The sequence below is a fragment of the Micromonospora sp. NPDC005707 genome, assembly GCF_040631005.1.
In the GTDB taxonomy this organism is placed as follows: domain Bacteria; phylum Actinomycetota; class Actinomycetes; order Mycobacteriales; family Micromonosporaceae; genus Micromonospora.
The window spans coordinates 496321-520192 of sequence record NZ_JBEXYR010000004.1 but is presented as its reverse complement, the minus strand read 5'-3'; the positions used below and the strand labels follow the sequence as shown (position 1 = coordinate 520192).

Below are 23872 nucleotides of genomic sequence, written 5' to 3'. Positions count from 1 at the left end.
CAGAGTGCAGATCGTCACGCGATCCCCCTCCTTGCGCCAGGGCTCGCGCGGATACGATCCAGGGAGTCGGACAGCGCTGTCCTTCGTACTCGCGTAAGGAGCGCACCGTGACCGACCAGCACGACCACGACGGCCCCGACGCCGCTCTCCGGGCCGACATCCGCCGCCTCGGCACGCTGCTCGGGCAGACCCTCGCCCGACAGGAGGGCCGGCCCCTGCTCGACCTGGTCGAGGAGATCCGCGCCCAGGTCCGCTCCGACCCGCCGGCCGCCGCCCAGCGCCTCGGCGGGCTCGACGTCACCACCGGCACGAAGCTGGCGCGGGCCTTCTCCACCTACTTCCACCTGGCCAACATCACCGAGCAGGTGCACCGGGCCCGCGACCTGCGCCGGCGGCGGGCCATCCACGGCGGCTGGCTGGACCAGGCGGCCAAGATGATCGCCGAGCGCGGGGTGCCGGCCGAGGAGATCGCCGCCGCGGCCCGCCGGCTCGCTGTACGGCCGGTCTTCACCGCCCACCCCACCGAGGCGGCCCGCCGGTCCATCCTGTCCAAGCTGCGCGCGATCGCCGACGAACTGGACGCCGAGACCGCCAACGCGATCCTCTACGGCGCCAGCGACGAGGGGCCGGCCAACCGGCGCCTGGCCGAGCTGCTCGACCTCATGTGGCAGACCGACGAGCTGCGGCTGGACCGGCCGGACCCGACCGACGAGGCCCGCAACGCCATCTACTACCTGCGCGACCTGCACGCCGAGGCCGCCCCGCAGGTCCTCGACGACCTCGCCGACACGCTGCGCACCCTCGGCGTGGAGACCTCGCCGACCGCCCGCCCGCTGACCTTCGGCACCTGGATCGGCGGCGACCGGGACGGCAACCCGTTCGTCACCCCGACGGTCACCCGCGAGGTGCTGCGCATCCAGCACGAGCACGGCATCGCGGCCACCGAGAAGGCCATGGACGAGCTGATCAACGAGGTCAGCGTCTCCCGCCGCCTGCGCGCGGTCTCCCTCGACCTCTCCGCCAGCCTCGCCACCGACCTGGACGCGCTGCCCGAGGTGGCGCCCCGGTTCCGCCGGGTCAACGCCGAGGAGCCCTACCGGCTCAAGGCGCGGTGCGTGAAGGCGAAGCTGGCCAACACCCGCGAGCGGCTGCGCACCGGCACCCCGCACGTGCCCGGGCGGGACTACCGCGGCTCGGCCGAGCTGATCGCCGACCTGGAGCTGCTGCGCGCCTCGCTGGCCCGCAACTCCGGGCAGCTCACCGCCGTGGGCCGGCTGGCCTCGACCATCCGTACGGTGTCCGCGTTCGGGCTGCACCTGGCGACCATGGACGTGCGGGAGCACGCCGAGGCGCACCACGCGGTCCTCGCCCAGCTCTACACGGCGGTCGGCGAGGTGTCCGACTACCCGTCGCTGACCCGCCTGGAGCGCACCAAGCTGCTCGCCGACGAGTTGGCCGGCCGCCGGCCGCTCTCCACCCTGGACAGCCCGCTCACCGAGGCGGCGCAGAAGACGTTCGACGTCTTCGGTGCGATCCGCGAGGCGCAGGACCGGTTCGGCACCGAGGTGATCGAGTCGTACATCATCTCGATGACCCTGGGCGTCGACGACGTGCTCGCCGCGGTCGTGCTGGCCCGCGAGGCCGGTTTGGTCGACGCGCACAGCGGCCGGGCCCGGGTCGGCTTCGTGCCCCTGCTGGAGACCCCGGCCGAGTTGAACGCCGGCGGCGAACTGCTGGACGAGCTGCTGTCCCTGCCGGCCTACCGGGCGCTCGTGGCGGCCCGCGGCGACGTGCAGGAGGTGATGCTGGGCTACTCCGACTCCAACAAGGAGGCCGGCATCACCACCAGCCAGTGGTCCATCCACCGGGCCCAGCGCGCGCTGCGGGACGTGGCCGCGCGGCACGGCGTGCACCTGCGGCTCTTCCACGGTCGGGGCGGCACCGTCGGCCGGGGCGGCGGCCCCACCCACGAGGCCATCCTGGCCCAGCCGTACGGCACGCTCGACGGCGCGATCAAGGTGACCGAGCAGGGCGAGGTCATCTCCGACAAGTACACGCTGCCCGCGCTGGCCCGGGAGAACCTGGAGCTGACCGTGGCGGCGGTGCTCCAGGCGACGCTGCTGCACACCGCGCCGCGGCAGCCGGCCGAGATGCTGGAGCGCTGGGACGCGACCATGGACCAGGTCTCCGAGTCGGCCTTCCGGTCCTACCGGTCGCTGGTCGAGGACCCGGACCTGGCCGCCTACTTCTGGGCCTCCACCCCGACCGAGCTGCTCGGGGCGCTCAACATCGGCTCCCGGCCGGCGAAGCGGCCGAACACCGGCGCCGGGCTCTCCGGCCTGCGCGCCATCCCGTGGGTGTTCGGCTGGACGCAGACCCGGCAGATCGTGCCCGGCTGGTTCGGGGTGGGCTCCGGGCTGGCCGCCGCGCGGGCGGCCGGGCTGGAGGACGTGCTGGCCGAGATGAACCGGAACTGGCACTTCTTCCGCACGTTCCTGTCGAACGTCGAGATGATGCTGACCAAGACCGACCTGACCATCGCCCGGCGCTACGTGGAGACCCTGGTCCCGAAGAAGCTGCACCCGATCTTCTCCAAGATCGAGCAGGAGTACGAGCTGACCAAGCAGGAGGTGCTGGCGATCACCGCCTCGCCGGCGCTGCTGGACAACTCGCCCGTGCTCCAGCGCACGCTCGCCGTGCGGGACACCTACCTGGAGCCGCTGCACCACCTCCAGGTGGCGCTGCTGCGGCAGTACCGGGACTCCGGCGCCGCGGGCCGCGCGGTGGCCACCGCGCCGGGCGGCCGCCGCGCCCCGAACGACGGTACGGCGCTGGAGCGGGCGCTGCTCACCACGGTGAACGGCATCGCCGCCGGCATGCGCAACACCGGCTGACCCCGGTCGACGAGGACGGCCCCGGTCCCGCCGACCGGGGCCGTCGTCCTCCTGGGCGCGCTACCAGTCGCCGCCGCCGAAGTCCCCGCCGCCGAAGTCGCCCCCACCGAAGTCGCCGCCGAAGTCCCCGCCGTAGCCGCCGGAGTAGTCACCCTGGCCGGCGAAGTCCTGGCCCTGGTCACCGAAGTCCTGGCCCTGGTCACCGCCGTCGCCACCCTGGTCGCCGGCGTCGCCGCCCTGGTCCTGGCCGTCGCCGAAGCCGTCGTTGAAGCCCTCCTGGTAGCCGGCCTCGTAGCCGTAACCCGGGTCGGCGAAGGCGGGCGAGAAGAGCGCGTCGGCGATCAGGATGCCGCCGAGCACGCCGGCCCCGGTGCCCAGCGCGGTCTTCCACCACGGCGTCGAGTACCAGCCGGCCGGAACCGGGCGGCCCTGCCAGTTTCCGCCCGGATAGTAGTAGGGAGTCTGGTTTCCCGGCTGGGGGCCGGCCCGGTAGGTCTGCCCCTGCACGTTGACCTCGCGCTCCTTGGTGAGCATGCCCGCGCCGCGCGCGGCGGCCAGCGGCGGCAGCTCCGGGCCCGGGTCGATGCCCATGGCGGTGCGCGCCGCCCGGATGTACGCCAGCCCCTCCAGCGCGGTCTCCCGGGCCAGCGCGAACTGGTGGGGGGTGCCCGCCTGCTCGAGCTGGGAACCGGCCGCGTTGTAGCGCTCGCCCGCGTCGGCCAGCGCCTGGCGGACCGCCGGGGCGTCCCCGTGCAGATTCATGAGCTGCCCGCCGAGCCGCTCGTACCAGCGCTGCGCCTCAGCGCGGGCGTCGGCCAGCTCGGTGGCCCGCCGGGACCTGCTCCCCCACCGCCAGAACACCAGGGCACCTCCGAGCATCAGGATCAGGACCACCCACAGGGCAATCTCCATGACCTCGAACGTACCCAGCGGGCGCACGTCGTACCCGTTTGGCAAGCTCTTCGGCATGAGCTTCTCGACGCTGGCCGTGGTGGTGCTCTGTCTCGCCGCGGGCGGCGCGGTGGGCTGGCTGGCCGCCCGGTCCCGCTCGGCGACCGAGATCGCCCGGCTGGAGGCGACCCTGGCCGCCACGCGGGAGGGCGAGGGGCGGCTGGAGCAGTCCATGCGGGCGCTCAGCTACGAGGCGACCGCGCAGTCCCAGGAGGCGGTGGCGCGGGCGGTGGCTCCGCTGCACGACACCCTCCGCCGCTACGAGCAGCGGGTCGCCGAGCTGGAGCGCGACCGTGTCGACGCCTACGCCGAGCTGCGCGAACAGGTGCGGTCGATGAGCGCCGTCTCCGGCGAGCTGCGCACCGAGACCAAGCAGCTCGTCGCGGCGCTGCGCGCCCCGCAGGTGCGCGGGCGCTGGGGTGAGCACCAGCTCCGCCGGATCGTCGAGGCGGCCGGCATGCTGGAGCACTGCGACTTCAACGAGCAGGTCACCGCGGCGACCGATCACCAGGGGGTCCGTCCCGACCTGGTGGTCCGGCTGCACGGCGGGCGCACGGTGGTGGTCGACGCCAAGGCGCCCTTCGACGCCTACCTGACCGCCATGGAGGCGCGCGACGAGCGGGGTCGGGACACCCACCTCGACGCGCACGCGCGGCACCTGCGGGCGCACGTCGACGGGCTGGCCGCCAAGACCTACTGGGCGGCGTTCGACCAGACCCCGGATTTCGTGGTGCTGTTCGTGCCGGCCGACCCGTTCCTCGACGTGGCGTTGCAGCGTGACCCGTCGCTGCTGGAGCACGCCTTCGCCCGCAACGTGGTGCTGGCCACGCCGGCCACCCTGGTGGCGCTGCTGCGCACGGTGGCCTACTCGTGGCGGCAGGAGGCGCTGGCCCGCAACGCGGCCACCGTGCACTCGCTGGCCCGTGAACTCTACGGGCGGCTGTCCACCCTGGGCGACCACGTCGGCAAGCTCGGCGGCGCGCTGAGCGGTGCGGTGACCGCCTACAACCGGGCGGTCGGCTCGCTGGAGGCGCGGGTGCTGGTCAGCGCCCGCAAGCTGGCCGAGCTGGGCGTCTCCGACCAGGAGCTGGCCGCCCCCGCGCAGGTGGAGCTGGCACCCCGCCAGCCGCAGGCCCCGGAGCTGGTGGAGGGCGCGTCCACATCGGTCGATCGGGTGGCAGGCATCGACGGTTGACACGCCGCACGTGACGATGACGGCCGATCCTCGTCACGGAGTGGTCACAACCTACTTCGGAGTAGTGACACCGACAGGGCCAGGCCGAAGGATCGCTGTCACGTGCGCCCTGTCTCCTGAAGGGCCCTGTTCTCTGGAGGAAGAGAACGTGAGTCAACCCCGCAACCGGAGCCGGCGTACCTCCGCCGCGCTCTTCGCCTCGGTCCTGGCGGCCGGCGCCATGACCGTCGGAGGTGGCGCCGCGACCGCGAGCGCAGCCCCCGCCGCCGCCCCCGACGCCTCGCAGCCGACCGCCGCCGAGACGCTGGGCGCCCACGACGCCAAGCTCCTCGACGAGGCGGAGGCGAAGCACGCCCCGACCGTCACGCTGATCATCGCCGCCAAGAAGGGCTCGGCCAAGAAGGTCGCCGACGGGCTGGCCGGCCTGGGCGCCTCGGTGAGCCAGCGCTACGACCAGGTCGGCTACGTGCTGGCCAAGGTCCCGACCGCCAAGGTCCTCAAGGCCGCGACGCTCCCGGGCGTCTCCGCCGTCGACCTCGACGAGACCATCAAGCTCCCCGACCCGGCCCCCGAGGCCGCCCCGGCGGGCGCGAAGACCGCCGAGCAGGGCGAGACGCTGGCGGGCCCGGGCACCGACACCGGCGCCGTCAACCCGTACATGCCGACCAACGAGACCGGTGCGGAGGCCTTCAAGGCCGCGCACCCGGAGTGGGACGGCCGCGGCGTCACCATCGGCATCATGGACTCCGGGGTCGACCTGGACCAGCCGGCGCTGCAGAAGACCACCACGGGCGAGCGCAAGATCGTCGACTGGGTGACCGCGACGGACCCGCTGGAGGACGCCTCCTGGCGCGCGATGGCCACCGACGTGGCAGGCCCCTCGTTCACCAACACGCTGGGCACCTGGACCGCGCCGGCCGGCACCTACAAGTTCAACGTCTTCCGGGAGAACATCACCGCGCTGGACGACGCGCGGGGCGATGTCAACCGCGACGGTGACACCACCGACTTCTGGGGCATCCTCTACAACCCGGTGAACGGCGACATCCGGGTCGACGCCAACCAGAACAACGACTTCACCGACGACGAGCTCATGCGGCCGTACAAGGAGAAGTTCCAGGTCGGCCACTTCGGCACGGACAACCCGGCCACCGCGGTGCGCGAGCAGATCCCGTTCGTGGTCGAGTACCGCCGGAACGTGGACATCGCGCCGGCCGACGGCCAGCCCGGCCCGTACTACGACTACGTCAACATCGGCATCATCGAGGCCACCCACGGCACCCACGTCGCCGGCATCACCGCCGCCAACGACATGCTGGGCAACAGCGCCTTCGACGGCGCCGCCCCGGGCGCCAAGCTCGTCTCCGCCCGCGCCTGCTCGTGGGGCGGCGGCTGCACCGCCGCGGCGCTCACCACCGGCATGGTGGACCTCGTGGTCAACCGCAAGGTCGACGTGGTCAACATGTCGATCGGCGGCCTGCCGGCGCTCAACGACGGCTCCAACGCGCGCGCCAACCTGTACGACGAGCTCATCAGCACCTACGGCGTGCAGATGTTCATCTCGGCCGGCAACTCCGGCCCGGGCCTGAACACCGTCGGCGACCCCTCGGTCGCCAGCAACGTGGTCAGCGTGGCCGCGAACGTCAGCAAGGACACCTGGCTGGCCAACTACGGCTCGGTGGTCCGCAAGGACAACGCCCTGTTCAACTTCTCCTCCCGCGGCCCGCGCGAGGACGGCGGCTTCAAGCCCAACGTGACCGCCCCCGGCTCGGCCATCTCCACCGCGCCGACCTGGCAGCCCGGCAACCCGGTCCCCGAGGCCGGCTACCCGCTGCCCCCGGGCTACCAGATGCTGAACGGCACCTCGATGGCCTCGCCGCAGGCCACCGGCGCCGCCGCGCTGCTGCTCTCGGCCGCCAAGGCGACCGACAAGGGCGTCACCCCGGCCGCGCTGCGCCGGGCCATCTACACCTCCGCCAAGCCGATCGCGGGCGTCCCGACCTACGCGCAGGGTTACGGCATGTTCAACGTGGCGGGCGCGTGGAACCTGCTGGCCGCCGGCGTGCAGACCCGGACCTACACCTCCGCGGCCCCGGTCTGCACCGAGCTGTCGGGGAACCTGACGAAGTACAACAAGGACTCCGGCCTGTTCGAGCCGAGCCCGAACGTGGGCACCGGCATCTACAACCGCTGCGCGGCCGGCAAGGGCGGGCAGAAGGTCAAGGAGAGCCGCTACTACGAAGTCAAGCTGACCCGCACGAGCGGCCCGAACAAGGGTCTCAAGCACACCGTCGCGTTCCGCGGCAACGACGGCACCTTCTCGGCCCCGGCGGTCGTGTGGCTGCCGCTGAACAAGACCGTCACCGTCAAGGTGAAGGCCAAGCCGACGACCGCCGGCGCGCACGGCGCCATCATGACCGTCGACGACCCGGCCACCTCGGTGGTCGACTTCGAGGTCGCCACCGTCGTGGTCGCCGCGACCGCGGTCTCCGCACCGTCCTACTCGTTCTCCACGGGTGGCTCGGTCGAGCGGAACGGCTTCACCTCGTACTTCGTGACGGTTCCGGAGGGCGCGGGCGCGCTGCAGGTCAACCTGTCCGGCATCGCCACCGGTTCGCAGACCCGGTTCCTCGCCTTCAACCCGTACGGCGTGCCGGTCGAGAGCACCGCGAGCACCGCCTGCTACACCAACTTCTCCGACGCCGCCGCCTGCAAGCCGCAGGAGCGGGACTACCAGAACCCGATCCCGGGCGTCTGGGAGATCGAGGTCGAGGCCCGGCGTACCTCGCCGGCGCTGGACAACCCGTTCCAGCTGCAGGCGCGGGTGCAGGGCATCACGGTCGAGCCGGCCGTGGTCGAGCTGCCCTCGGTGACCGCCGGCGCACCGACCGAGGTGAGCTGGGGCCTGACCAACACCTTCGGCCCGGTCCAGGTGACCGGCGTCGGCGGCCCGCTGGCCAGCGTGCACGCCGAGCGGCCGAGCATCGCCCAGGGCGGTCGCCAGGAATACACGGTGGACGTCCCGGCGGGTGCCACCTCGTTCACCGCCCGGATCGGCAACCCGTCCGACCTGAGCGCCGATCTGGACCTGTCGGTCTTCCTCGGCGCGACCCGGGTGGGCCAGTCGGCCGACGGCGACTCGGAGGAGGCGGTCACCCTGTCCAACCCGGCCGCCGGCACCTACCGGGTGGTCGTGGACGGCTACGCGATGAGCGACCCGACCACCGCGTACGACTACCGCGACTCGTTCGCCGCCCCGGCGCTGGGTTCGCTCTCCGCCCCCAGCACCCCGCTGTCCCTGGCCAACGGCGCCACCGCCACCCTGACCGGCACGGTGACCGCCAAGTCCACCCCGGCCGCCGGCCGGGAGCTCTACGGTGACCTGGCCGTCACCACCGTCGAGGGCGCGGTCGTCGGCCGCGGCTCGGTGGAGGTCGGTGCGGTCAACTGACCCGCTGAACAAAGGAGCCCCGCCCCTCACCCGAGGGGCGGGGCTCCGCCGTTTCCGGACCGGTTCCCCGAGCTGCGGGTCAGGCGCGGCGCGCGGATTCGACGACGAAGGGGGTGCCCTGCTGGCAGGTGGTCATCATGCCGGGCTCCGCGTGGCCGGTGACCTCCACCCGGGCGCCGGGCTTGAGCAGGTCGCGCGGGCCGCCGATCAGCAGGTTGTCGTCGAGCAGCAGGCAGTTGGGCTCGACACCGGCGCGGATCGTCCCGCTGAGGGTGGTGGCGCCGGCGCCGGGCGGCTTCGACGGGCCGCCCTTCCAGGTGGGATCCGGGCGGCTCGGGCCGGGAACGGGCTGGCTGGTCACCGGGGCGGCTCCTGTCGGGCTGGTGCCGGGGTCGGGCTGGCAGGCGGGCCACGTTGCGCACGGCCCGGCGCTGCTGGTCACCGGGGTGGCCCCCGACGGGCTGGGGCCGCCGGGCTCGCCGCCGTTGCCGGCGCAGGCGGTCAACGCCGCGCCGGCGAGCAGGGCGACGAGCACCGTCCGAGGAGTCTTCATGACCGGTTGGACGTGGTCGGTGGCGGTTTCGTTCCGGCCGGTCAGCCGCGGGCCGCCGCGGCCTTCAGGTCGCGCTTGAGCTCCTGCGGCAGCGAGAAGGTCAGCCGCTCGTTGGCGGTCGTGATCTCCTCGACGTCGGCGAAGCCGCGCTCGGCCAGGTGTGCGAGCACCTGCTGGACCAGCTCGTCGGGCACGCTGGCGCCCGAGGTCAGCCCCACGGTGCGGGCCCCCTCCAGCCAGGCGTCGTCGATCTCGTGCGCGAAGTCGACCAGGTGCCCCGCGCGGGCGCCGGCGTCCAGCGCCACCTCGACGAGGCGTACCGAGTTGGAGGAGTTCCGCGAGCCGACGACGATCACCACGTCGCAGTCCGGGGCGATCTCCTTCACCACGTGCTGTCGGTTGGAGGTGGCGTAGCAGATGTCGTCGCTGGGCGGCGACTGGAGCAGCGGCAGCCGCTGCTTGAGCCGGGCCACGGTCTCCAGGGTCTCGTCGACCGAGAGGGTGGTCTGGGAGAGCCAGACGACCTTCTCGGGGTCGCGCACGGTGATCTTGTCGGCGCCGTCCGGGCCGTCCACGAGCTGGATGTGCGCGGGCGCCTCGCCGGCCGTGCCGACGACCTCCTCGTGCCCCTCGTGGCCGATCAGCAGGATGTCGTAGTCCTCGGCGGCGAACCGCCGGGCCTCCTGGTGCACCTTGGTGACCAGCGGGCAGGTCGCGTCGATCGCCTTGAGCGAGCGCGCCCTGGCCTGCTCGTAGACCTCGGGGGCCACGCCGTGCGCGGAGAAGATGACGGTGGCGCCCTCGGGCACCTCCTCGTTCTCCTCCACGAAGATCGCGCCCTTGGCCTCCAGCGTCTGCACCACGTGCTTGTTGTGGACGATCTGCTTGCGCACGTAGATCGGCGCGCCGTAGAGCTTCAGCGCCTCCTCGACGGTCTGCACCGCCCGGTCCACGCCCGCGCAGTAGCCGCGGGGCTTGGCCAGGAGCACGCGCTTGCCGGTCCGGGGAGTCGTCTCAGCGTCAGTCACCCGACCATCGTACGTGCCTCGTTTCCCCCGGCCGGACTGCGAGCTGTGCCACGTCCGGGGCACGCTCCCGCCTGGCGGGGCACCGTCGGGGGTGGGCCTTAGGGTGGGCGGGTGAGCGAAGCGGAGCGGAGCACGTCCGAGGAGCCGTGGCCGGTCCGGGTGGTCAGCCAGAAGATCGGGGCCTGGATCGCCCGGCTGGGGTGGGTGTGGGTCGACGGGCAGATCGCGCAGATCAGCCGGCGGCCGGGGGCGAGCACGGTCTTCCTGACGTTGCGTGACCCGTCGGCGGATCTCAGCCTGACCGTCACCACCAACCGCGACGTGCTCGACGCGGGCGCACCGGAGCTGAGCGAGGGCGCCCGGGTGGTGCTGCACGCCAAGCCCGAGTTCTACGCCGCCCGGGGCACGCTGAGCCTGCGCGCCGACGAGATCCGCCAGGTCGGGTTGGGCGAGCTGCTGGCCCGGCTGGAGAAGCTCAAGAAGCTGCTGGCCGCCGAGGGGCTCTTCGACCGGGCCCGCAAGCGCCGGCCGCCGTTCCTGCCCGGCCGGATCGGGCTGATCACCGGCCGCGCCTCGGCCGCCGAGCGGGACGTGCTGACGAACGCCCGCCGCCGCTGGCCGGCGGTGGAGTTCCGGACGGTCAACGTGGCGGTGCAGGGGCCGAGCGCGGTGCCCGACATCGTGGGCGCGCTCAAGGTGCTCGACGCCGACCCGACCGTCGACGTGATCATCATCGCTCGGGGCGGCGGCGGCATCGAGGACCTGCTGCCCTTCTCCGACGAGGCGCTCTGCCGGGCGGTCTTCGCGTGCCGCACGCCGGTGGTCAGCGCGATCGGCCACGAGACCGACACGCCGCTGCTCGACTACGTCGCCGACGTGCGCGCCTCCACGCCGACGGACGCGGCGAAGCGCATCGTGCCCGACCTGGCCGAGGAGGTACGCCTCATCGGCCAGGCCCGGTCCCGGCTGGAGCGGGCGGTCCGCAACCTGGTCGACCGGGAGCAGCACCGGCTCGACCTGCTGCGCTCCCGGCCGGTGCTGGCCCGCCCGCAGGTGATGGTCGACCAGCGGGCCACCGATGTGACCGCGCTGCGTGACCGGGCCGGCCGCTGCCTGGACCACCGGCTCGGCGCGGCCGGCGACGACCTGCGGCACACCCTGGCGCGGCTGCGCGCCCTCTCGCCCGCGGCCACCCTCGACCGGGGCTACGCCATCGTCCAGCGCGGCGACGGGCATGTGGTGCGCGCCGCGTCCGAGGTGGCCAAGGGCGACCCGCTGCGGGTACGCCTCGCCGAGGGCGAGCTGACCGCGACCGTGGACGGCTGATGGAATGGGACCCGATGACTGACACGACGAAGGACGAGCGGCTCAGCTACGAGCAGGCCCGGGCCGAGCTGGCCTCGGTGGTCGAGCGGCTGGAGGCGGGGGGCACCTCGCTGGAGGAGTCGCTGGCGCTCTGGGAGCGCGGCGAGCAGCTCGCCGGGATCTGCCAGCGCTGGCTGGACGGCGCCCGGGCCCGCATCGACGCCGCCCGGCAGCGCGCCGAGGACTGAGCGGCGGGACGGCCGGAGCCGTCCCGCCGGCACGCTCAGTTGAACAGGTTGTAGAACTCGGCCGGCGCCTCGACGACCTGGTCGGCCGGGGGCTTCTGCGCGGCGGCGGCGTTGCCGTAGTCCGTGTAGGTGATCTTCACGTCCTGCGCGGCGCTCTGCCCGGCGGCCGGGATCTGGAGCACCAGCTCGCTGAGCCGGCCCTGCGGGTCGACCTTGGCGGTGAACGGCACCGACTGCGCCTGCGCGCCGAGCGCGGTGATCACGGCCGGGTCGAGCGAGCCCGCCTCGGCCGCCTTCGACACGTCGACGGTGCCGGCGTACGCGCCGTCGCCGGTCTTCCGGACCTCGGTGATGCCCTGGGTCAGCACCGCGCTGCCGGCCGGGTCGACCTTGTCGAAGTCGAAGCCGAGGGCCCGGTTGCCCTTGATCCGGGTCTGGTCGAGGTGCTGGTACTTGCCGAGGTTGAGGTTCTTGATCCCGGGCACGCTGGCGGCGGCCTTGCCGCCCAGCTCCAGCTTCACCCAGCTGTCCGGCTTGTAGTGGACCAGGTCCAGCTTCATCATCAGGTCCGACGACGGGTCGCCGATCGTCATCCGCATCTCGGCGCTCTGGGTGGGCTCGTGCACCTGCCCCTCGGCCGTGGAGCCGGCGCCGGACATGGTGAACCGGAAGTTCCCGTCGCGGATCGCGTTGGTGGAGTCGAGCAGGGCCTGCTTGGCGTCGCCGGCGGGGGTGCCGCTCGGGGCGATGCTGCCGGAGGCGGCCGGGGTCGCGGAGGCACCCGCGCCGGCGGTCCCGGTGTTGTTGCACGCGGCCAGGCCGGGGATGAGCAGCGCCGCGGCGAACGCGGTGGCGCTGAAGCGTCGAATCGTCACGTCAACCTCTCCAGGTGGGTCGTCCGGCCCACGGAGGTGCCGGAGTCGGGGCGCCGAAGCCCGGACGCCGGCTCCGGCGCACGAGCCCGCTCCGGCCGGTGTGGTCGGCTCCGGTGGGCTCGTGCCCCCTTCTGTTCCCTGAAGCGGTGTTCCGCAATCCCTGTCCGGTGCGGGAGAACGACCTCGCACCGGCGGCGGGCTCGGGTCAGCGCAGCGCGGTGGCCAGCTCGCGCAGTTCCGCCTCCCCGGCGTCGCCGACCACGAGCACGGTGCGGTTCGGCTCCAGCAGGACGAGGGCCTGCTCGTTGCCCCGGGCGGTGTACCGCTGCCAGCTCGTGCCGCCGGGCAGGTCGGCCGGGCCCTGCGGCTGGCCGCCGCTCAGCTCGGCCGGCAGCAGCTTCTCCGCGGGCACGTTGCTCTCCACCAGCTGCGCGCCCCGGCCCTCCGGGGTCACGTACCCGATGCGGAGCGTCCCGGCGCCGGTTTCGGTCTGGTAGCGGGCGCTGACCGTACGCCAGTCGGAGCCCAGCCCGCGCGGCTCGGCGACCGGGAAGGCGTTGGCGGCGCGGGCCTGCTCGAAGGCGGGCGCGGGGTCGACGGTGACCGGCTCGTCCCCGCCGAGGAAGCCCCGGTAGAAGGCGACCAGCAGGGCGATCGGGACCAGCAGCACCAGCAGCGACAGCGCCATGTCCTTCGGCGACCGCTCGGACCGGGCCTTCTCCTTCCGCGCGGGCGGCGCGGGCTTCTCCCCGGCGTCGGCGGCGGGCGCGGTCGGCTCGACCAGGGCGGGTTCGCCGGCCGGCGGGGTCGCCCCGGCGGTCGGGCGCACCGGCGGCTGGCCGTCGGGCGGGGTGGCGTCGGTCGGTACGCGGTCGGCAGGCTGTGCGGCTTCCACCCGGCCATTCTCGCAGCCGCCCGGAGGACGTGATCCTGGCCTCCTCCGCCCCGCTCCGGCGTCGAACCTGAGATCGTGTGAGGATCAGCGACAAAACCGGCGGCGGCGACGGCCGCATCCCGCCGGTCCACCCCGCAACGTCGCGAGGAGGAAGCCGTGATGACAACCACCAGGACGCGGACGCCCCAGGATCTCGACCGCAACCTCGCCCTCGACCTGGTCCGGGTGACCGAGGCGGCGGCCATGGCCGCCGGCCGCTGGGTCGGCCGGGGCGACAAGGAGGGCGGCGACGGAGCCGCCGTCGACGCCATGCGCAAGCTCATCAACTCGATCCCGATGCGCGGGGTCGTGGTGATCGGCGAGGGCGAGAAGGACAACGCCCCGATGCTCTTCAACGGTGAGGAGGTCGGCGACGGGACCGGTCCCGAGGTGGACGTGGCGGTCGACCCGATCGACGGCACCACGCTGATGAGCAAGGGCATGCCGAACGCGCTGGCCGTGCTCGCGGTGGCCGAGCGGGGCGCGATGTTCGACCCGAGCGCCGTCTTCTACATGGAGAAGCTCGCGGTCGGCCCGATGTACGCCGACGTGGTCGACATCAACGCCGGGGTGGCCGAGAACATCCGCCGGATCGCCAAGGTCAAGGGCACCGACCCCGCCGAGGTGACGGTCTGCGTGCTGGACCGGTCGCGCCACGACGACCTGGTGAAGCAGATCCGGCGGACCGGGGCGGGCATCCGGTTCATCTCCGACGGCGACATCGCCGGCGCCATCGCGGCGGCCCGGGGCGAGTCCGACGTCGACGTGCTGATGGGGATCGGCGGCACCCCGGAGGGCATCACCGCCGCCTGTGCGTTGAAGTGCATGGGCGGCATGATGCAGGCCAAGCTCTGGCCCAAGGACGCGGAGGAGCGGGAGAAGGCGCTGGCCGCCGGGCACGACCTGGACCGGGTGCTCTTCACCGACGACCTGGTCACCGGCGACAACTGCTTCTTCGTGGCCACCGGCGTCACGTCCGGGGACCTGCTGCGCGGCGTGCGCTACCGGGCGGGTGGGGCGTACACCCAGTCGATCGTGATGCGCTCCAAGAGCGGCACGATCCGGGTGATCGACTCCTACCACCGCCTGGAGAAGCTCGCCCTCTACTCGGCGGTCGACTTCGACGGGCGTCCCCTGGCCGAACAGGAGTGACCGCGACCGGGACTGCGGCGCCCCCGACGCTGTCGCCCACGCGGCGGATCGCCGGCACCGGGCTGGCCACCGCCTCGGGGGTCGCGGTGGCCGTCCAGTCCCGGATCAACGGCGAGCTCGGTGTACGACTGGCCGACGGGATCGCCGCCGCGGTGGTCTCGTTCGGCCTGGGCCTGCTGGTGCTGCTCGTGCTGGTTCCCGCCACCCCCGGTGGCCGGCGGGGCCTGGCCGCCCTGCGGGCCGCGCTCCGGGACGGCTCGCTGCGGCCGTGGCAGTGCCTGGGCGGGGTCTGCGGCGCCTTCCTGGTCGCCACCCAGGGGCTGACCATCGGCACCCTCGGCGTGGCGGTGTTCACCGTCGCCGTGGTGGCCGGGCAGACCGGCAGCAGCCTGCTTGTCGACCGGGCCGGCATCGGCCCGACCGGTCGGCAGCCGGTCACCCCGAACCGGCTGGTCGGCGCGGTGCTCACCGTGCTGGCCGTGCTGCTGGCGGTGGGCGACCGGCTCGGCGATCCGGGTGCCCTGGCGTTGGCCCTGCTGCCGCTGGCCGCCGGGGTGGGCATCGCCTGGCAGCAGGCGGTGAACGGCCGGGTCCGGGGGGCCGCCGGCAGCGCCGTGACCGCCACGCTTGTCAATTTCACCGTCGGCACGGTGGCGCTGCTCGCCACCTTCGCGGTGGAGGTGGCGGTCCGGGGCCGCCCGGCCGGCGGTTTCCCGACCGAGCCGTGGCTCTACCTGGGTGGCCCCATCGGCATCGTGTTCATCGCGCTGGCCGCCGCCATCGTCCGGTTCACCGGCGTGCTGCTGCTCGGCCTGGCCACCATCGCCGGGCAGGTCGTCGGCGCCGTGCTGCTGGACCTGCTGCTGCCCACCGCCGCCTCGCACCCCACGCCGACCACCCTGCTGGGGGCGGGGCTGACCCTGGTCGCGGTGCTGGTCGCCGCGGTCGGGCCGCCCCCGCGGCCGGTCAGGCGCGCAGCGCCGCCACCGTCTCCTTGACCGCCCGGTCCAGCGGCGTCGCGTCGACGCCGAGGGTGGCGGTGGCGGCGGTCGAGTCCAGCACGTACGGCCGGCGGAACTGGTAGGCGGTCTCCCGCAGCTCCCGTGCCATCGGGTTGGCCAGCCCGCCGAGCCACAGCACCGGGTACGGCATCCGGGTCAGTCGCGGCGCGGGCGCGCCGACCAGGGCGGCGGCGCGGGCGGCCAGGTCCCGCATCGACACGGCGGGGGCGCTGGGCACGTGCCAGGCCCGGCCCCAGGCCCGCTCGTCGGTCGCGGCGGCGACGAGGGTGCGGGCGACGTCGGGAATGTACGTCCAGGTGTGCGGGGCGTCCCAGTCGACCGGCAGGAACACCCGCTGCCCGGCGAGCACCCGGGGCAGCACCATCATGGCCAGCGAGGTGCCTCCGGCGCCGAGGTAGTCGGAGCCGCGTACCTCGGTGATCCGGGCGCGGCCGGCCCGGTGCGCGGCCAGCGCGTCGGCCCACATCCGGTTGCGGACCTGCCCCTTGGTGCCGGTCGAGGCGAGGGGGGTCGCCTCGGTCATCGGGGCGTCGACCGGGCCGTACCCGTAGAGGTTTCCCACGGTGGCGAGCACCGCGCCGGTCCGCTCGGCGGCGGTGAGCAGCGCGGTGGCCAGCGGTGGCCAGTCCAGCGGCCAGCGGTGGTACGCCGGGTTGGCGCAGTTGTGCAGCGCCACCGCGCCCTCGGTCAGGGCGGTCAGCCGGTCCGCGTCGGCGGCGTCGGCGGCGATCCGTTCGATCGCGGGGTGCACCGGTCCGCTGCCACGGCGGGTCACCACCCGCACCCGGTCGCCGCGCTCGGCGAGGAGCCGGGCGGTGGCGGTGCCGACGGGTCCGGCGCCGACGATCACGTGCAGGGCCATGAGGGCCACCCTTCGAAGCAGGAATCCGATGCGAGAGCACCGCTCTCGCAACAGAGCATGACCGACGTCCACCCCGCTCGTCAAGAGCAGTGCTCTCGGTTTTGATTGGCGCTCTCATCCGTGGCAGAGTGGAGGCATGGTCGCTCACTCGCTCCGCGCCCGGGTCCGCGCCGGGATGATCGACGAGATCAAGGCGGTCGCCCGCCGCCACCTGGCCACCGACGGCGCGAACCTGTCGCTGCGCGCGGTCGCCCGGGACATGGGCATGGTCTCCTCGGCGATCTACCGCTACTTCCCCAGCCGCGACGACCTGCTCACCGCGCTGATCCTGGAGGCGTACGAGGCGCTCGGCGACGCGGTGGAGGCGGCCGACGCCGGCGTCGACCAGGCCGACCTGCGCGGGCGCTGGCACGCCGTGTGCCGGGCCGCCCGCGCCTGGGCGTTGGCCCACCCGGCCGAGTACGCCCTGCTCTACGGCAGCCCCGTCCCCGGCTACGCGGCGCCGGAGGACACCGTGGCGCCGGCCCAGCGGCCCCCGGTGACCCTGGTCGGCATCCTCCGCGACGGGGTGGCCGGCGGCCGGATCGACGCCTCCGGCGAGGAGCTCCCTGAGCCGCTGCGGTCCGACGTGGCCGAGCTGGCCGCCCTGCTCGCCGTGGACCTGCCGCCCGCGCTGCTGGCCCGCGGCATGGCCGGCTGGACCCAGCTCTTCGGGTTGATCAGCTTCGAGCTGTTCGGCCGGATCAACAAGACGCTGCCCCACCGCGACGAGTACTTCGACCACCAGACCGCTCTGATGGCGGATCTCATCGGCCTGCCTGCCGCCTGAGCCCGGCGGGGCCACCGGTCAGGTGCCGTCGGAGAAGTGGCCCGGGAAGAGGTGGGCGCTCGGGTCGATGACGACCGCCGCGTTGTTGATCGCGGTGGCCGCCTCGCCGAAGCCGGTCGCGATCAGCCGGACCTTGCCCGGGTAGTCGGTGATGTCCCCGGCCGCGAAGACCCGGGGCAGGTTGGTGGCCATCGCGCTGTCGACAACGATGTGCCGCCGGTCCAGGTTCAACCCCCACTCGGCGAGCGGGCCCAGGTCGGCGGTGAACCCGAGCGCGGCCACCACGGTATCCACCGGCAGGGTCTCCACCGCGCCGCCGCGCACGGTCAGCTCGGCGCCGGTGACCCGGTCCTCCCCGTACAGCCGGCTCACCTCGGCGTTGACCACGACCCGCACCGGCAGCGCGCGCACCCGGTCGACGGTCGAGGCGTGCGCGCGGAACCGGTCCCGCCGGTGCACCAGCGTCACCGAGCGGGCGATCGGGGCCAGCGTCACCGCCCAGTCGAACGCCGAGTCCCCGCCGCCGACGATGAGCACGTCCCGGCCGGTCAGCTCGGTCGGCTGCGGTACGAAGTAGACGATCCCGCCGCCCACGAAGCTGTCCGCCACCGGCAGCGGCCGGGGCGAGAAGCTGCCCAGCCCGCCGGTGATCAGCACCGCCCCGCAGTGCAGCTGGTCACCGCCGGCCAGCCCGAGCACCGGCCGCCCGTCCAGGTACGACAGCTTCTCGGCGCGCACCCCGAGCAGGTATTCCGGGCGGAAGGGCGCGGCCTGGGCGACCAGGTTGGCGACCAGCTCCCGCCCCTTGATGGCGGGGAACCCGGCGACGTCGAGGATGAGCTTCTCCGGGTACATGGCGGTGACCTGGCCACCCGGCTCGGGCAGCGCGTCGATCACGGCCACGGACAGCCCGCGGAACCCGGCGTAGTAGGCGGCGAACAGCCCGGCGGGGCCAGCTCCGATCACGGCGACATCGACCTCGCGCATGGCGTACCGTCACTTTCGCCAAGGGATCAACGCGTGCTGATCCCGACGGTAGGCGGGGCGGTGGCCGCGGGCAAGCACGTCCCGCCGGCGGGTGGACGTGCCGTCAGGGCAACGTGACCGGGGGTGACCCGAGGGAGTCGCGCGTCCCGCCCTCCACCCGGCGGCGGAACAGCACCGCCGCGACGACACCGCCGAGCAGCCCGAACAGGTGCCCCTGCCAGGAGATGCGCTCGTCGGTGGGCAGGATGCCGAGCAGCTGCCAGCCGTAGAGCAGGCCGACGAGGAGCACCACGGCGAAGTTCCACCAGCTCCGCTCGACGATGCCGCGGGTGAGCAGGATGCCGAGGTAGCCGAAGATGACGCCGCTCGCGCCGACCACCACGGAGTTGGGCGAGCCGGTGAACCAGACCCCCAGGCCGCTGACCAGGATGATCACCAACGTGGACCAGAGGAACCGGCGGGTGCCGGCGGCCAGCACGAAGGTGCCGAGCAGGATCAGCGGGATGCTGTTGCTGTAGAGGTGGTTCCAGCCGGCGTGCAGGAACGGCGAGAAGAAGACGCCGTCGAGCCCCTGGATGCGGTGCGGGATGATGCCGGCGCTGACGTCGAGGTCGGCACGCAGGCCGACGTCGACCGCCTCGATGAGGAACAGCACCGGCACGACCGCGCACATGGCGACGAACGCCCGGCCGAGCGAGGCGTAGAACGCCTCGGTGCCGAACCGGTGGGGGTCGCCGCCCGTGGGGCCGTCATGCCAGGTCACCCGTCAAGTGCTATCAGTAATCGGGGCGCATCGCCAGTCGAGAGCGGCACGACGACGGCGGGGCGTGCGAATCTCCGCACGCCCCGCCGTCGATGTCCGATCAGTACCAGCCCTGGCTCTGCGAGTGCTGCCAGGCGCCGCACGGGTCGTCGTAGCGGCCCTCGATGTAGCCGAGGCCCCACTTGATCTGGGTGGCCGGGTTGGTCTCCCAGTCGTCGGCCACCGAGCTCATCTTGCTACCGGGCACGGCCTGCGGGATGCCGTGCGCGCCGGAGGAGTCGTTGTGGGCCTTGGGGTTCCAGCCGCTCTCCTTGGTCCAGAGCTTGTCCAGACACGGGAACTGGTCGATGCCGAAGCCCTCGTCGAGCATGATCGCGCAACCGATCTTGCGGTTGCCGCTGTACTCCTCGCAGGACGCCGGGATCGGCCCGTCGTAGGGCTTGGTCGCCGCCTTCTTCGCGGCCTCCCGCTCCTTCTTGCGGGACGCGGCCGCCGCCTCGGCCTCCTTGGCGCGCTCGGCGGCCTCCTTGGCCGCCGCCGCGGCCCGCAGCTTCGCCTGGTACTCGGCGGCCCGTTGCTTGGCCGACGACAGGCGGTGGTCGGCCTGGCGGTCGCGCTGGTACGCGTACTCCGTCCGGTCGACCTCCAGGCCGACCTGCGCGGTCAGGCCCTGTTGCTGGGTCTGTCGGTCTTCGCCCAGATAAAAGCCGCCGGCAACGCCCACGGAGAGCAGTGCGACAGCGGCCGTACGGGCGCCGAACCGGCTCCACAGCCGACTCACGAAGTGTCCCTTCGTCGGGGGCAAGGACACGGCGCGACGCGTGGCCCTGGAGCGGGCGCGCCGGCGCCGTGAGCGCCCCGACCCTCGCGGTCGCAGCCGACGCACCGGTGTTCGTGGCTCCTTCGCCGTGGCGCGGCGAACGATGCTTCCTGATGCGTGGGCGCTCGAAGGACACCATTGCGCACAGTGAGGCCGATGGGAAACCAAGGACGCCAATTGTGATCTGCGCCACAGGATAAATGCCATCAAAGGCGGACGAAGGTAAGCCTCAGAGCGGAATGTCCTCCAGCAGATCGGTGACCATCGCGGCGATGGGAGAACGCTCCGAACGGCTGAGAGTGACGTGCGCGAAGAGGTGATGACCCTTCAGCGCCTCGATCACCGCGGTCACCCCGTCGTGCCGGCCGACCCGGAGATTGTCCCGCTGGGCCACGTCGTGGGTCAGCACCACCCGCGACCCCTGGCCGATGCGCGACAGCACGGTGAGCAGGACACCGCGCTCCAGCGACTGCGCCTCGTCGACGATGACGAAGGCGTCGTGCAGGCTCCGGCCGCGGATGTGGGTCAGCGGCAGGACCTCCAGCAGGCCCCGCGAGGTGACCTCCTCCAGCACGTTCTCGTGCACCACCGAGCCGAGCGTGTCGAAGACGGCCTGCGCCCACGGCGACATCTTCTCCGACTCCGAGCCGGGCAGGTAGCCCAGCTCCTGGCCGCCGACCGCGTACAACGGGCGGAACACGACGACCTTCTTGTGCCGCCGGCGCTCCATCACCGCCTCCAGGCCGGCGCAGAGGGCCAGCGCGGACTTGCCGGTGCCGGCCCGCCCGCCGAGCGAGACGATGCCGATCGACTCGTCCAGCAGCAGGTCGAGCGCCACCCGCTGTTCCGCCGAGCGGCCGTGCACGCCGAACGCCTCACGGTCGCCCCGCACCAGCCGGACGGTCTTGTCCGGCAGCACCCGGCCGAGCGCCGAGCCCCGCGCCGAGTGCAGCACGAGGCCGGTGTGGCAGGGCAGACCGGAGGCGGCGTCGAGGTCGAGCGTCTCGCCCGCGTACAGCCGGCCGATCTCCTCCTCGGCCAGCTCCAGCTCGGCCATGCCGGTCCAGGTCGGGTCGCTGGCCTGGCCGTGCCGGTACTCGTCGGCCCGCAGGCCGACCGAGGCCGCCTTCACCCGCAGCGGCATGTCCTTGCTGACCAGCGTGACCTCGCGGCCCTCGGCGGCCAGGTTGAGCGCCACGGAGAGGATCCGGGCGTCGTTCGACTCGTTCCGGAACCCGGGCGGCAGCACTCCGTCGTCGGTGTGGTTCAGCTCCACCCGGAGGGTGCCGCCCTGGTCGTTGGCGGGCACCGGCCGGTCCAGCCGGCCGTGCCGCACCCGCAACTCGTCCAGCATGCGCAGCGACTGCCGGGCGAACCAGCCCAGCTCGGGGTGGTGGCGCTTGCCCTCCAGCTCCGAGATCACCACCAGCGGCAGCACCACCTCGTGCTCGGCGAAGCGGTGGAACGCCGCGGGGTCGGAGAGGAGGACCGAGGTGTCGAGGACGAAGGCCGGGCCGGCTGGTCGGGGCTCCTCGGCGCCGGCGGGCGCGGCGGCCGTGCGGCGGCTGCGGGTGGTCCGGCGGGTCGTGGCGGTCGCGGCCGGGGTCTGGTCGGCACCGGCGGGGGTACGGCGAGTGGTCACAGGCCTGCTCCGCGGATGGGCACCCGGCCACCCGAGTTCCGCCTCTTCCGGTGCCCGGTGGACACGGGGTCGGATGCGGGCCCCGTGCGCGAGGTCGCAGGTCCGGGCTGTCCGGCTGGCCCGGGAAAACCCCGTGCCATGCCTAGACGCTAATGGCCGCGGGCCCGGTCGGCTAGTGGTGCGAGTGGATCACCCGTACGGGGGATGAACGGCGCGGCGGAACCGGCCGGGATGCATGCCCCCTGCGCGCATCCCGGCCGGCGGAGCCGCCGTCACCGGTCTGACTGCGGCTCCGACGGTGCGCGTCCGCCGCGGACGCCACACCGTGCCCCTGGGCGGGCCTCAGCCCTGCCGGCGGACCAGGGTCCCGGTCCGCGGCCCACCGCCGGCCGAGCCGAACGAGGAGCCGGTGTACGTGGTGCCCTGCCGGGTGGCCAACCCGCCGATCTGGGCGGTGGCGGTGGCCCGCAGGGCCGGGCCGGTGGTGGTGCTGGCGGTGACCGCGGCGGGGACGGCGGTGCCGGCGAACGGGGCGGTCCGCCCGGCCGGGGCGGTCACCGCGGCCGGGGCCGGTCCGGCCAGCGCCGAGGCGATCGCGGCCTGCGCGTCCCGGCGGCGCCGGTTCCAAGCGCCCCGGTCGCCGTCGAAGTAGCCCTGGCGGTAGCCGAACCGGTAGCCGATCCGGTAGCTGAGCTGGCCGTGCAGCCGGCCCGCCGCATAGCTGGTGGAGCCGAGCACGAGGACCAGCACGACGGCGAGAAAGGGGCTCATCGCTCGTCCGCCCCGGGCAGGGGGTCGACGACCAGCAGCCGCTCCAGATCCGCGGTGCTGACCTCCTCGACCAGCTCGACGCTGATCCGGCAGCCGTCGACGATCACCTCGGCCACCGAGGCCCGGCGGATCTCGCCGCCGGCCTCGTAGACCCGGACGCTCAGCTCGGGACAGCCGAGGTGCGTCCGCCAGGCGTCCCACTCGTCACGGTCGCCCACGCTGAGGGAGAGGTAGCGGCAGCCCCGGGCCAGGTAGAGGCGCCAGGGGGCGCTCAGGCCGGCGGTCACCCCCTCCGCGATCAGGCCGAAGGCCTGCGCACGGGTCGCGAGCTCGGTCACGAGACCCCCTCGACACCCGCGGAGTGACGCATGTGAGCACTCGTCGTCTCATGCACGTGACACACCGTAAGTTGTCTCATGAGCGTGACAGTATCAGCTTTTCGTTTGTTTGCCGCCGTACTGGCGTCCATCTATTCTGCCCGGGTGACACCCCTCAGGAACAGCTCTGGATCGTTTACCGGGAACCGTGGATCATCGTCACGTCGGCGTGACAGCAGCGTGCCGGGCGGTGCCCCGGAGACCGACTGGTCGTACCGTCACGAGGTGACCGAGACCGCGAACGCACGGAAGATCGCCTTCGCCACCTTCGTCCGCCGCGCGTTGGAGGACGCACGCGCCATGCGGGCCTGGAGCGGCACGGAGGTCTCCCGGCGCACCGGCGTCTCCCGCCAGACCATCAACCGCTGGGTGCGCGGCGACTGGGCCAGTGACCCCGAGGCCGAACGTGTCGTCGCCTTCTGCGAAGGGCTGGGGCTCAACCCGGCGGCGGCGTTCGCCGCCCTCGGCTGGGACCGGGCGGCGGCCCCCCGCGCCGCGCCGACCCCGCCGCCCATGGACCCCGACGTCGAGGCGCTGCTGCGCCGGCTGGTCGACCCGAACGTCTCCGACGCGGAGAAGTTCCACATCCGAGAAACCATTCGTTATCTCGCTTATCGCCCAACCCTTCCGGTCGATGTCCGAAATAGAGGTAAACAAGCCGGGTAGTTCCTCAGATGGCGAAAGAACGGAAGGCCAGACCCGATCGTTTCGCCTCGGGGCCGGATCGGACACGCTAGCGTCCACGTTTGTACTGCTAAGGGCTCGTCATCGGCGGGGGGACGGGACACAGCCGAACCCAGCCCTGCGGGACAGAAGGAGGGGTCTGTCCATGACCCTGAAATGGTTGGCAGTCGTGGTCGCGGTGGTGTCGGTGACATCGTGCGTGACCGGCAATGTGGTGGTCGGCGTACTGGACGGCGGGCAGCTTCCCCTGGTCGTCAACCTCTTCGCGCTCATCACGGCCGGCACCGCGGTGGTCCTCGCCGTCGTCGCCGAACTGCACGACCGGCTGAACGACCGGGTCAGCGCGCTCACCGAGTTCCTGGTGGCGCGGCTCAACGAGATAGAGGCGCACACCGGCGACCGGAACACCGGCTTCGTGGAGGGCTACCTGCTGAGCCACGGGCAGGAAGCGGCCGTGGTGCCGTTCGGGCGCCGGGGACGGGGAGCCGCCGAACGCTGATCATCCGCGTCGTCCGGACGTCACATCTCG

General features: G+C 73.1%; 22 protein-coding genes. 10 read left to right on the top strand and 12 right to left on the bottom strand.

Features of this window, described 5'->3' with window-relative positions; translation table 11 throughout:
- Nucleotides 1–107 precede the first annotated feature (107 nt).
- Nucleotides 108–2894 (top strand): phosphoenolpyruvate carboxylase, encoded by a 2787-nt coding sequence (gene ppc, locus ABZ452_RS10355; RefSeq protein WP_357940991.1) that lies wholly within the window; start codon nt 108–110, stop codon nt 2892–2894.
- A 60-nt stretch (nt 2895–2954) separates the two neighbouring features.
- Here the strand turns inward: ppc and ABZ452_RS10350 are convergent, their stop codons facing one another.
- A complete protein-coding gene (locus ABZ452_RS10350) occupies nt 2955–3806 on the bottom strand; it encodes a hypothetical protein (protein ID WP_357940989.1) in 852 nt (283 codons plus the stop codon).
- A 55-nt stretch (nt 3807–3861) separates the two neighbouring features.
- Here ABZ452_RS10350 and ABZ452_RS10345 point away from each other — a divergent pair, with 55 nt between their 5' ends.
- Together ABZ452_RS10345 and ABZ452_RS10340 are read left to right on the top strand one after the other, a co-directional pair.
- Nucleotides 3862–5040 carry a DNA recombination protein RmuC gene (locus tag ABZ452_RS10345; RefSeq protein ID WP_357940987.1) on the top strand — a complete coding sequence of 393 codons (1179 nt, stop codon included), beginning with the start codon at nt 3862–3864 and terminating at the stop codon, nt 5038–5040.
- Between the two features lie 148 nt (nt 5041–5188).
- On the top strand, nt 5189–8491 hold the full coding sequence (locus ABZ452_RS10340; RefSeq protein WP_357940985.1) for a S8 family serine peptidase: 3303 nt from the start codon (nt 5189–5191) through the stop codon (nt 8489–8491).
- A 79-nt stretch (nt 8492–8570) separates the two neighbouring features.
- Here ABZ452_RS10340 and ABZ452_RS10335 read toward each other — a convergent pair whose 3' ends face one another.
- Nucleotides 8571–9044: a hypothetical protein gene (locus ABZ452_RS10335; RefSeq protein WP_357940983.1), complete on the bottom strand. Its 474-nt coding sequence runs from the start codon at nt 9042–9044 to the stop codon at nt 8571–8573.
- Between the two features lie 41 nt (nt 9045–9085).
- Complete coding sequence (locus ABZ452_RS10330; RefSeq protein WP_357940981.1) at nt 9086–10072, bottom strand: 4-hydroxy-3-methylbut-2-enyl diphosphate reductase; 987 nt, start codon at nt 10070–10072, stop codon at nt 9086–9088.
- Between the two features lie 111 nt (nt 10073–10183).
- On the opposite strand from ABZ452_RS10330, the gene xseA reads away from it, so the two are divergent.
- Both xseA and ABZ452_RS10320 read left to right on the top strand, forming a co-directional pair.
- A complete protein-coding gene (gene xseA, locus ABZ452_RS10325; protein ID WP_357940979.1) occupies nt 10184–11398 on the top strand; it encodes an exodeoxyribonuclease VII large subunit in 1215 nt (404 codons plus the stop codon).
- A 14-nt stretch (nt 11399–11412) separates the two neighbouring features.
- Nucleotides 11413–11625: an exodeoxyribonuclease VII small subunit gene (locus ABZ452_RS10320; protein ID WP_262287098.1), complete on the top strand. Its 213-nt coding sequence runs from the start codon at nt 11413–11415 to the stop codon at nt 11623–11625.
- A 35-nt stretch (nt 11626–11660) separates the two neighbouring features.
- Here ABZ452_RS10320 and ABZ452_RS10315 read toward each other — a convergent pair whose 3' ends face one another.
- A complete protein-coding gene (locus tag ABZ452_RS10315; RefSeq protein ID WP_357940977.1) occupies nt 11661–12500 on the bottom strand; it encodes a hypothetical protein in 840 nt (279 codons plus the stop codon).
- Between the two features lie 205 nt (nt 12501–12705).
- A complete protein-coding gene (locus tag ABZ452_RS10310; RefSeq protein WP_357940975.1) occupies nt 12706–13395 on the bottom strand; it encodes a DUF4245 family protein in 690 nt (229 codons plus the stop codon).
- Between the two features lie 159 nt (nt 13396–13554).
- On the opposite strand from ABZ452_RS10310, the gene glpX reads away from it, so the two are divergent.
- Nucleotides 13555–14586, top strand: coding sequence for a class II fructose-bisphosphatase (glpX, locus tag ABZ452_RS10305; RefSeq protein ID WP_091313972.1), 1032 nt, complete (start codon nt 13555–13557; stop codon nt 14584–14586).
- Between the two features lie 29 nt (nt 14587–14615).
- On the top strand, nt 14616–15584 hold the full coding sequence (locus ABZ452_RS10300) for a DMT family transporter (protein WP_357941082.1): 969 nt from the start codon (nt 14616–14618) through the stop codon (nt 15582–15584).
- Here the strand turns inward: ABZ452_RS10300 and ABZ452_RS10295 are convergent.
- The gene (locus ABZ452_RS10295) at nt 15553–16470 is read right to left on the bottom strand and encodes an NAD-dependent epimerase/dehydratase family protein (RefSeq protein WP_357940973.1); all 918 of its coding nucleotides are present in this window, start codon (nt 16468–16470) and stop codon (nt 15553–15555) included. The genes ABZ452_RS10300 and ABZ452_RS10295 overlap by 32 nt on opposite strands.
- Nucleotides 16471–16606: 136 nt before the next feature.
- Between ABZ452_RS10295 and ABZ452_RS10290 the strand changes: the two genes are divergently transcribed.
- Entirely contained in the window at nt 16607–17299 is a 693-nt protein-coding gene (locus tag ABZ452_RS10290) for a TetR/AcrR family transcriptional regulator (protein ID WP_357940971.1), read from the top strand.
- An 18-nt stretch (nt 17300–17317) separates the two neighbouring features.
- Here ABZ452_RS10290 and ABZ452_RS10285 read toward each other — a convergent pair whose 3' ends face one another.
- The 6 genes from ABZ452_RS10285 to ABZ452_RS10260 form a co-directional block, all read right to left on the bottom strand.
- Entirely contained in the window at nt 17318–18286 is a 969-nt protein-coding gene (locus ABZ452_RS10285) for an NAD(P)/FAD-dependent oxidoreductase (RefSeq protein ID WP_357940969.1), read from the bottom strand.
- 103 nt (nt 18287–18389) lie between these two features.
- Nucleotides 18390–19049, bottom strand: a complete 660-nt coding sequence (locus ABZ452_RS10280) for a rhomboid family intramembrane serine protease (RefSeq protein ID WP_357940967.1) — start codon at nt 19047–19049, stop codon at nt 18390–18392.
- 100 nt (nt 19050–19149) lie between these two features.
- Nucleotides 19150–19830: a lytic transglycosylase domain-containing protein gene (locus ABZ452_RS10275; protein ID WP_357940965.1), complete on the bottom strand. Its 681-nt coding sequence runs from the start codon at nt 19828–19830 to the stop codon at nt 19150–19152.
- 268 nt (nt 19831–20098) lie between these two features.
- Nucleotides 20099–21511, bottom strand: a complete 1413-nt coding sequence (locus ABZ452_RS10270) for a PhoH family protein (protein ID WP_357940963.1) — start codon at nt 21509–21511, stop codon at nt 20099–20101.
- Nucleotides 21512–21853: 342 nt separating this feature from the next.
- Entirely contained in the window at nt 21854–22282 is a 429-nt protein-coding gene (locus ABZ452_RS10265; protein ID WP_357940961.1) for a hypothetical protein, read from the bottom strand.
- Nucleotides 22279–22620 (bottom strand): hypothetical protein, encoded by a 342-nt coding sequence (locus ABZ452_RS10260; RefSeq protein WP_091260344.1) that lies wholly within the window; start codon nt 22618–22620, stop codon nt 22279–22281. Before ABZ452_RS10260 ends, ABZ452_RS10265 begins: the two co-directional genes overlap by 4 nt.
- A gap of 264 nt (nt 22621–22884) precedes the next feature.
- Here ABZ452_RS10260 and ABZ452_RS10255 point away from each other — a divergent pair, with 264 nt between their 5' ends.
- On the top strand, nt 22885–23325 hold the full coding sequence (locus ABZ452_RS10255; RefSeq protein ID WP_357940959.1) for a helix-turn-helix transcriptional regulator: 441 nt from the start codon (nt 22885–22887) through the stop codon (nt 23323–23325).
- Nucleotides 23326–23488: 163 nt separating this feature from the next.
- Nucleotides 23489–23842 carry a hypothetical protein gene (locus tag ABZ452_RS10250; protein WP_091314007.1) on the top strand — a complete coding sequence of 118 codons (354 nt, stop codon included), beginning with the start codon at nt 23489–23491 and terminating at the stop codon, nt 23840–23842.
- Nucleotides 23843–23872 lie beyond the last annotated feature (30 nt).

Coding starts and splice junctions, on each gene's coding strand:
- ABZ452_RS10290 (WP_357940971.1), top strand. CDS start 16,607: ATGGTCGCTCACTCGCTCCGCGCCCGGGTCCGCGCCGGGATGATCGAC.
- ABZ452_RS10335 (WP_357940983.1), bottom strand. CDS start 9,044: ATGAAGACTCCTCGGACGGTGCTCGTCGCCCTGCTCGCCGGCGCGGCG.
- ABZ452_RS10350 (WP_357940989.1), bottom strand. CDS start 3,806: ATGGAGATTGCCCTGTGGGTGGTCCTGATCCTGATGCTCGGAGGTGCC.
- ABZ452_RS10250 (WP_091314007.1), top strand. CDS start 23,489: ATGACCCTGAAATGGTTGGCAGTCGTGGTCGCGGTGGTGTCGGTGACA.
- ABZ452_RS10295 (WP_357940973.1), bottom strand. CDS start 16,470: ATGGCCCTGCACGTGATCGTCGGCGCCGGACCCGTCGGCACCGCCACC.
- glpX (WP_091313972.1), top strand. CDS start 13,555: ATGACAACCACCAGGACGCGGACGCCCCAGGATCTCGACCGCAACCTC.
- ABZ452_RS10345 (WP_357940987.1), top strand. CDS start 3,862: ATGAGCTTCTCGACGCTGGCCGTGGTGGTGCTCTGTCTCGCCGCGGGC.
- ABZ452_RS10265 (WP_357940961.1), bottom strand. CDS start 22,282: ATGAGCCCCTTTCTCGCCGTCGTGCTGGTCCTCGTGCTCGGCTCCACC.
- ABZ452_RS10285 (WP_357940969.1), bottom strand. CDS start 18,286: ATGCGCGAGGTCGATGTCGCCGTGATCGGAGCTGGCCCCGCCGGGCTG.
- ABZ452_RS10320 (WP_262287098.1), top strand. CDS start 11,413: ATGACTGACACGACGAAGGACGAGCGGCTCAGCTACGAGCAGGCCCGG.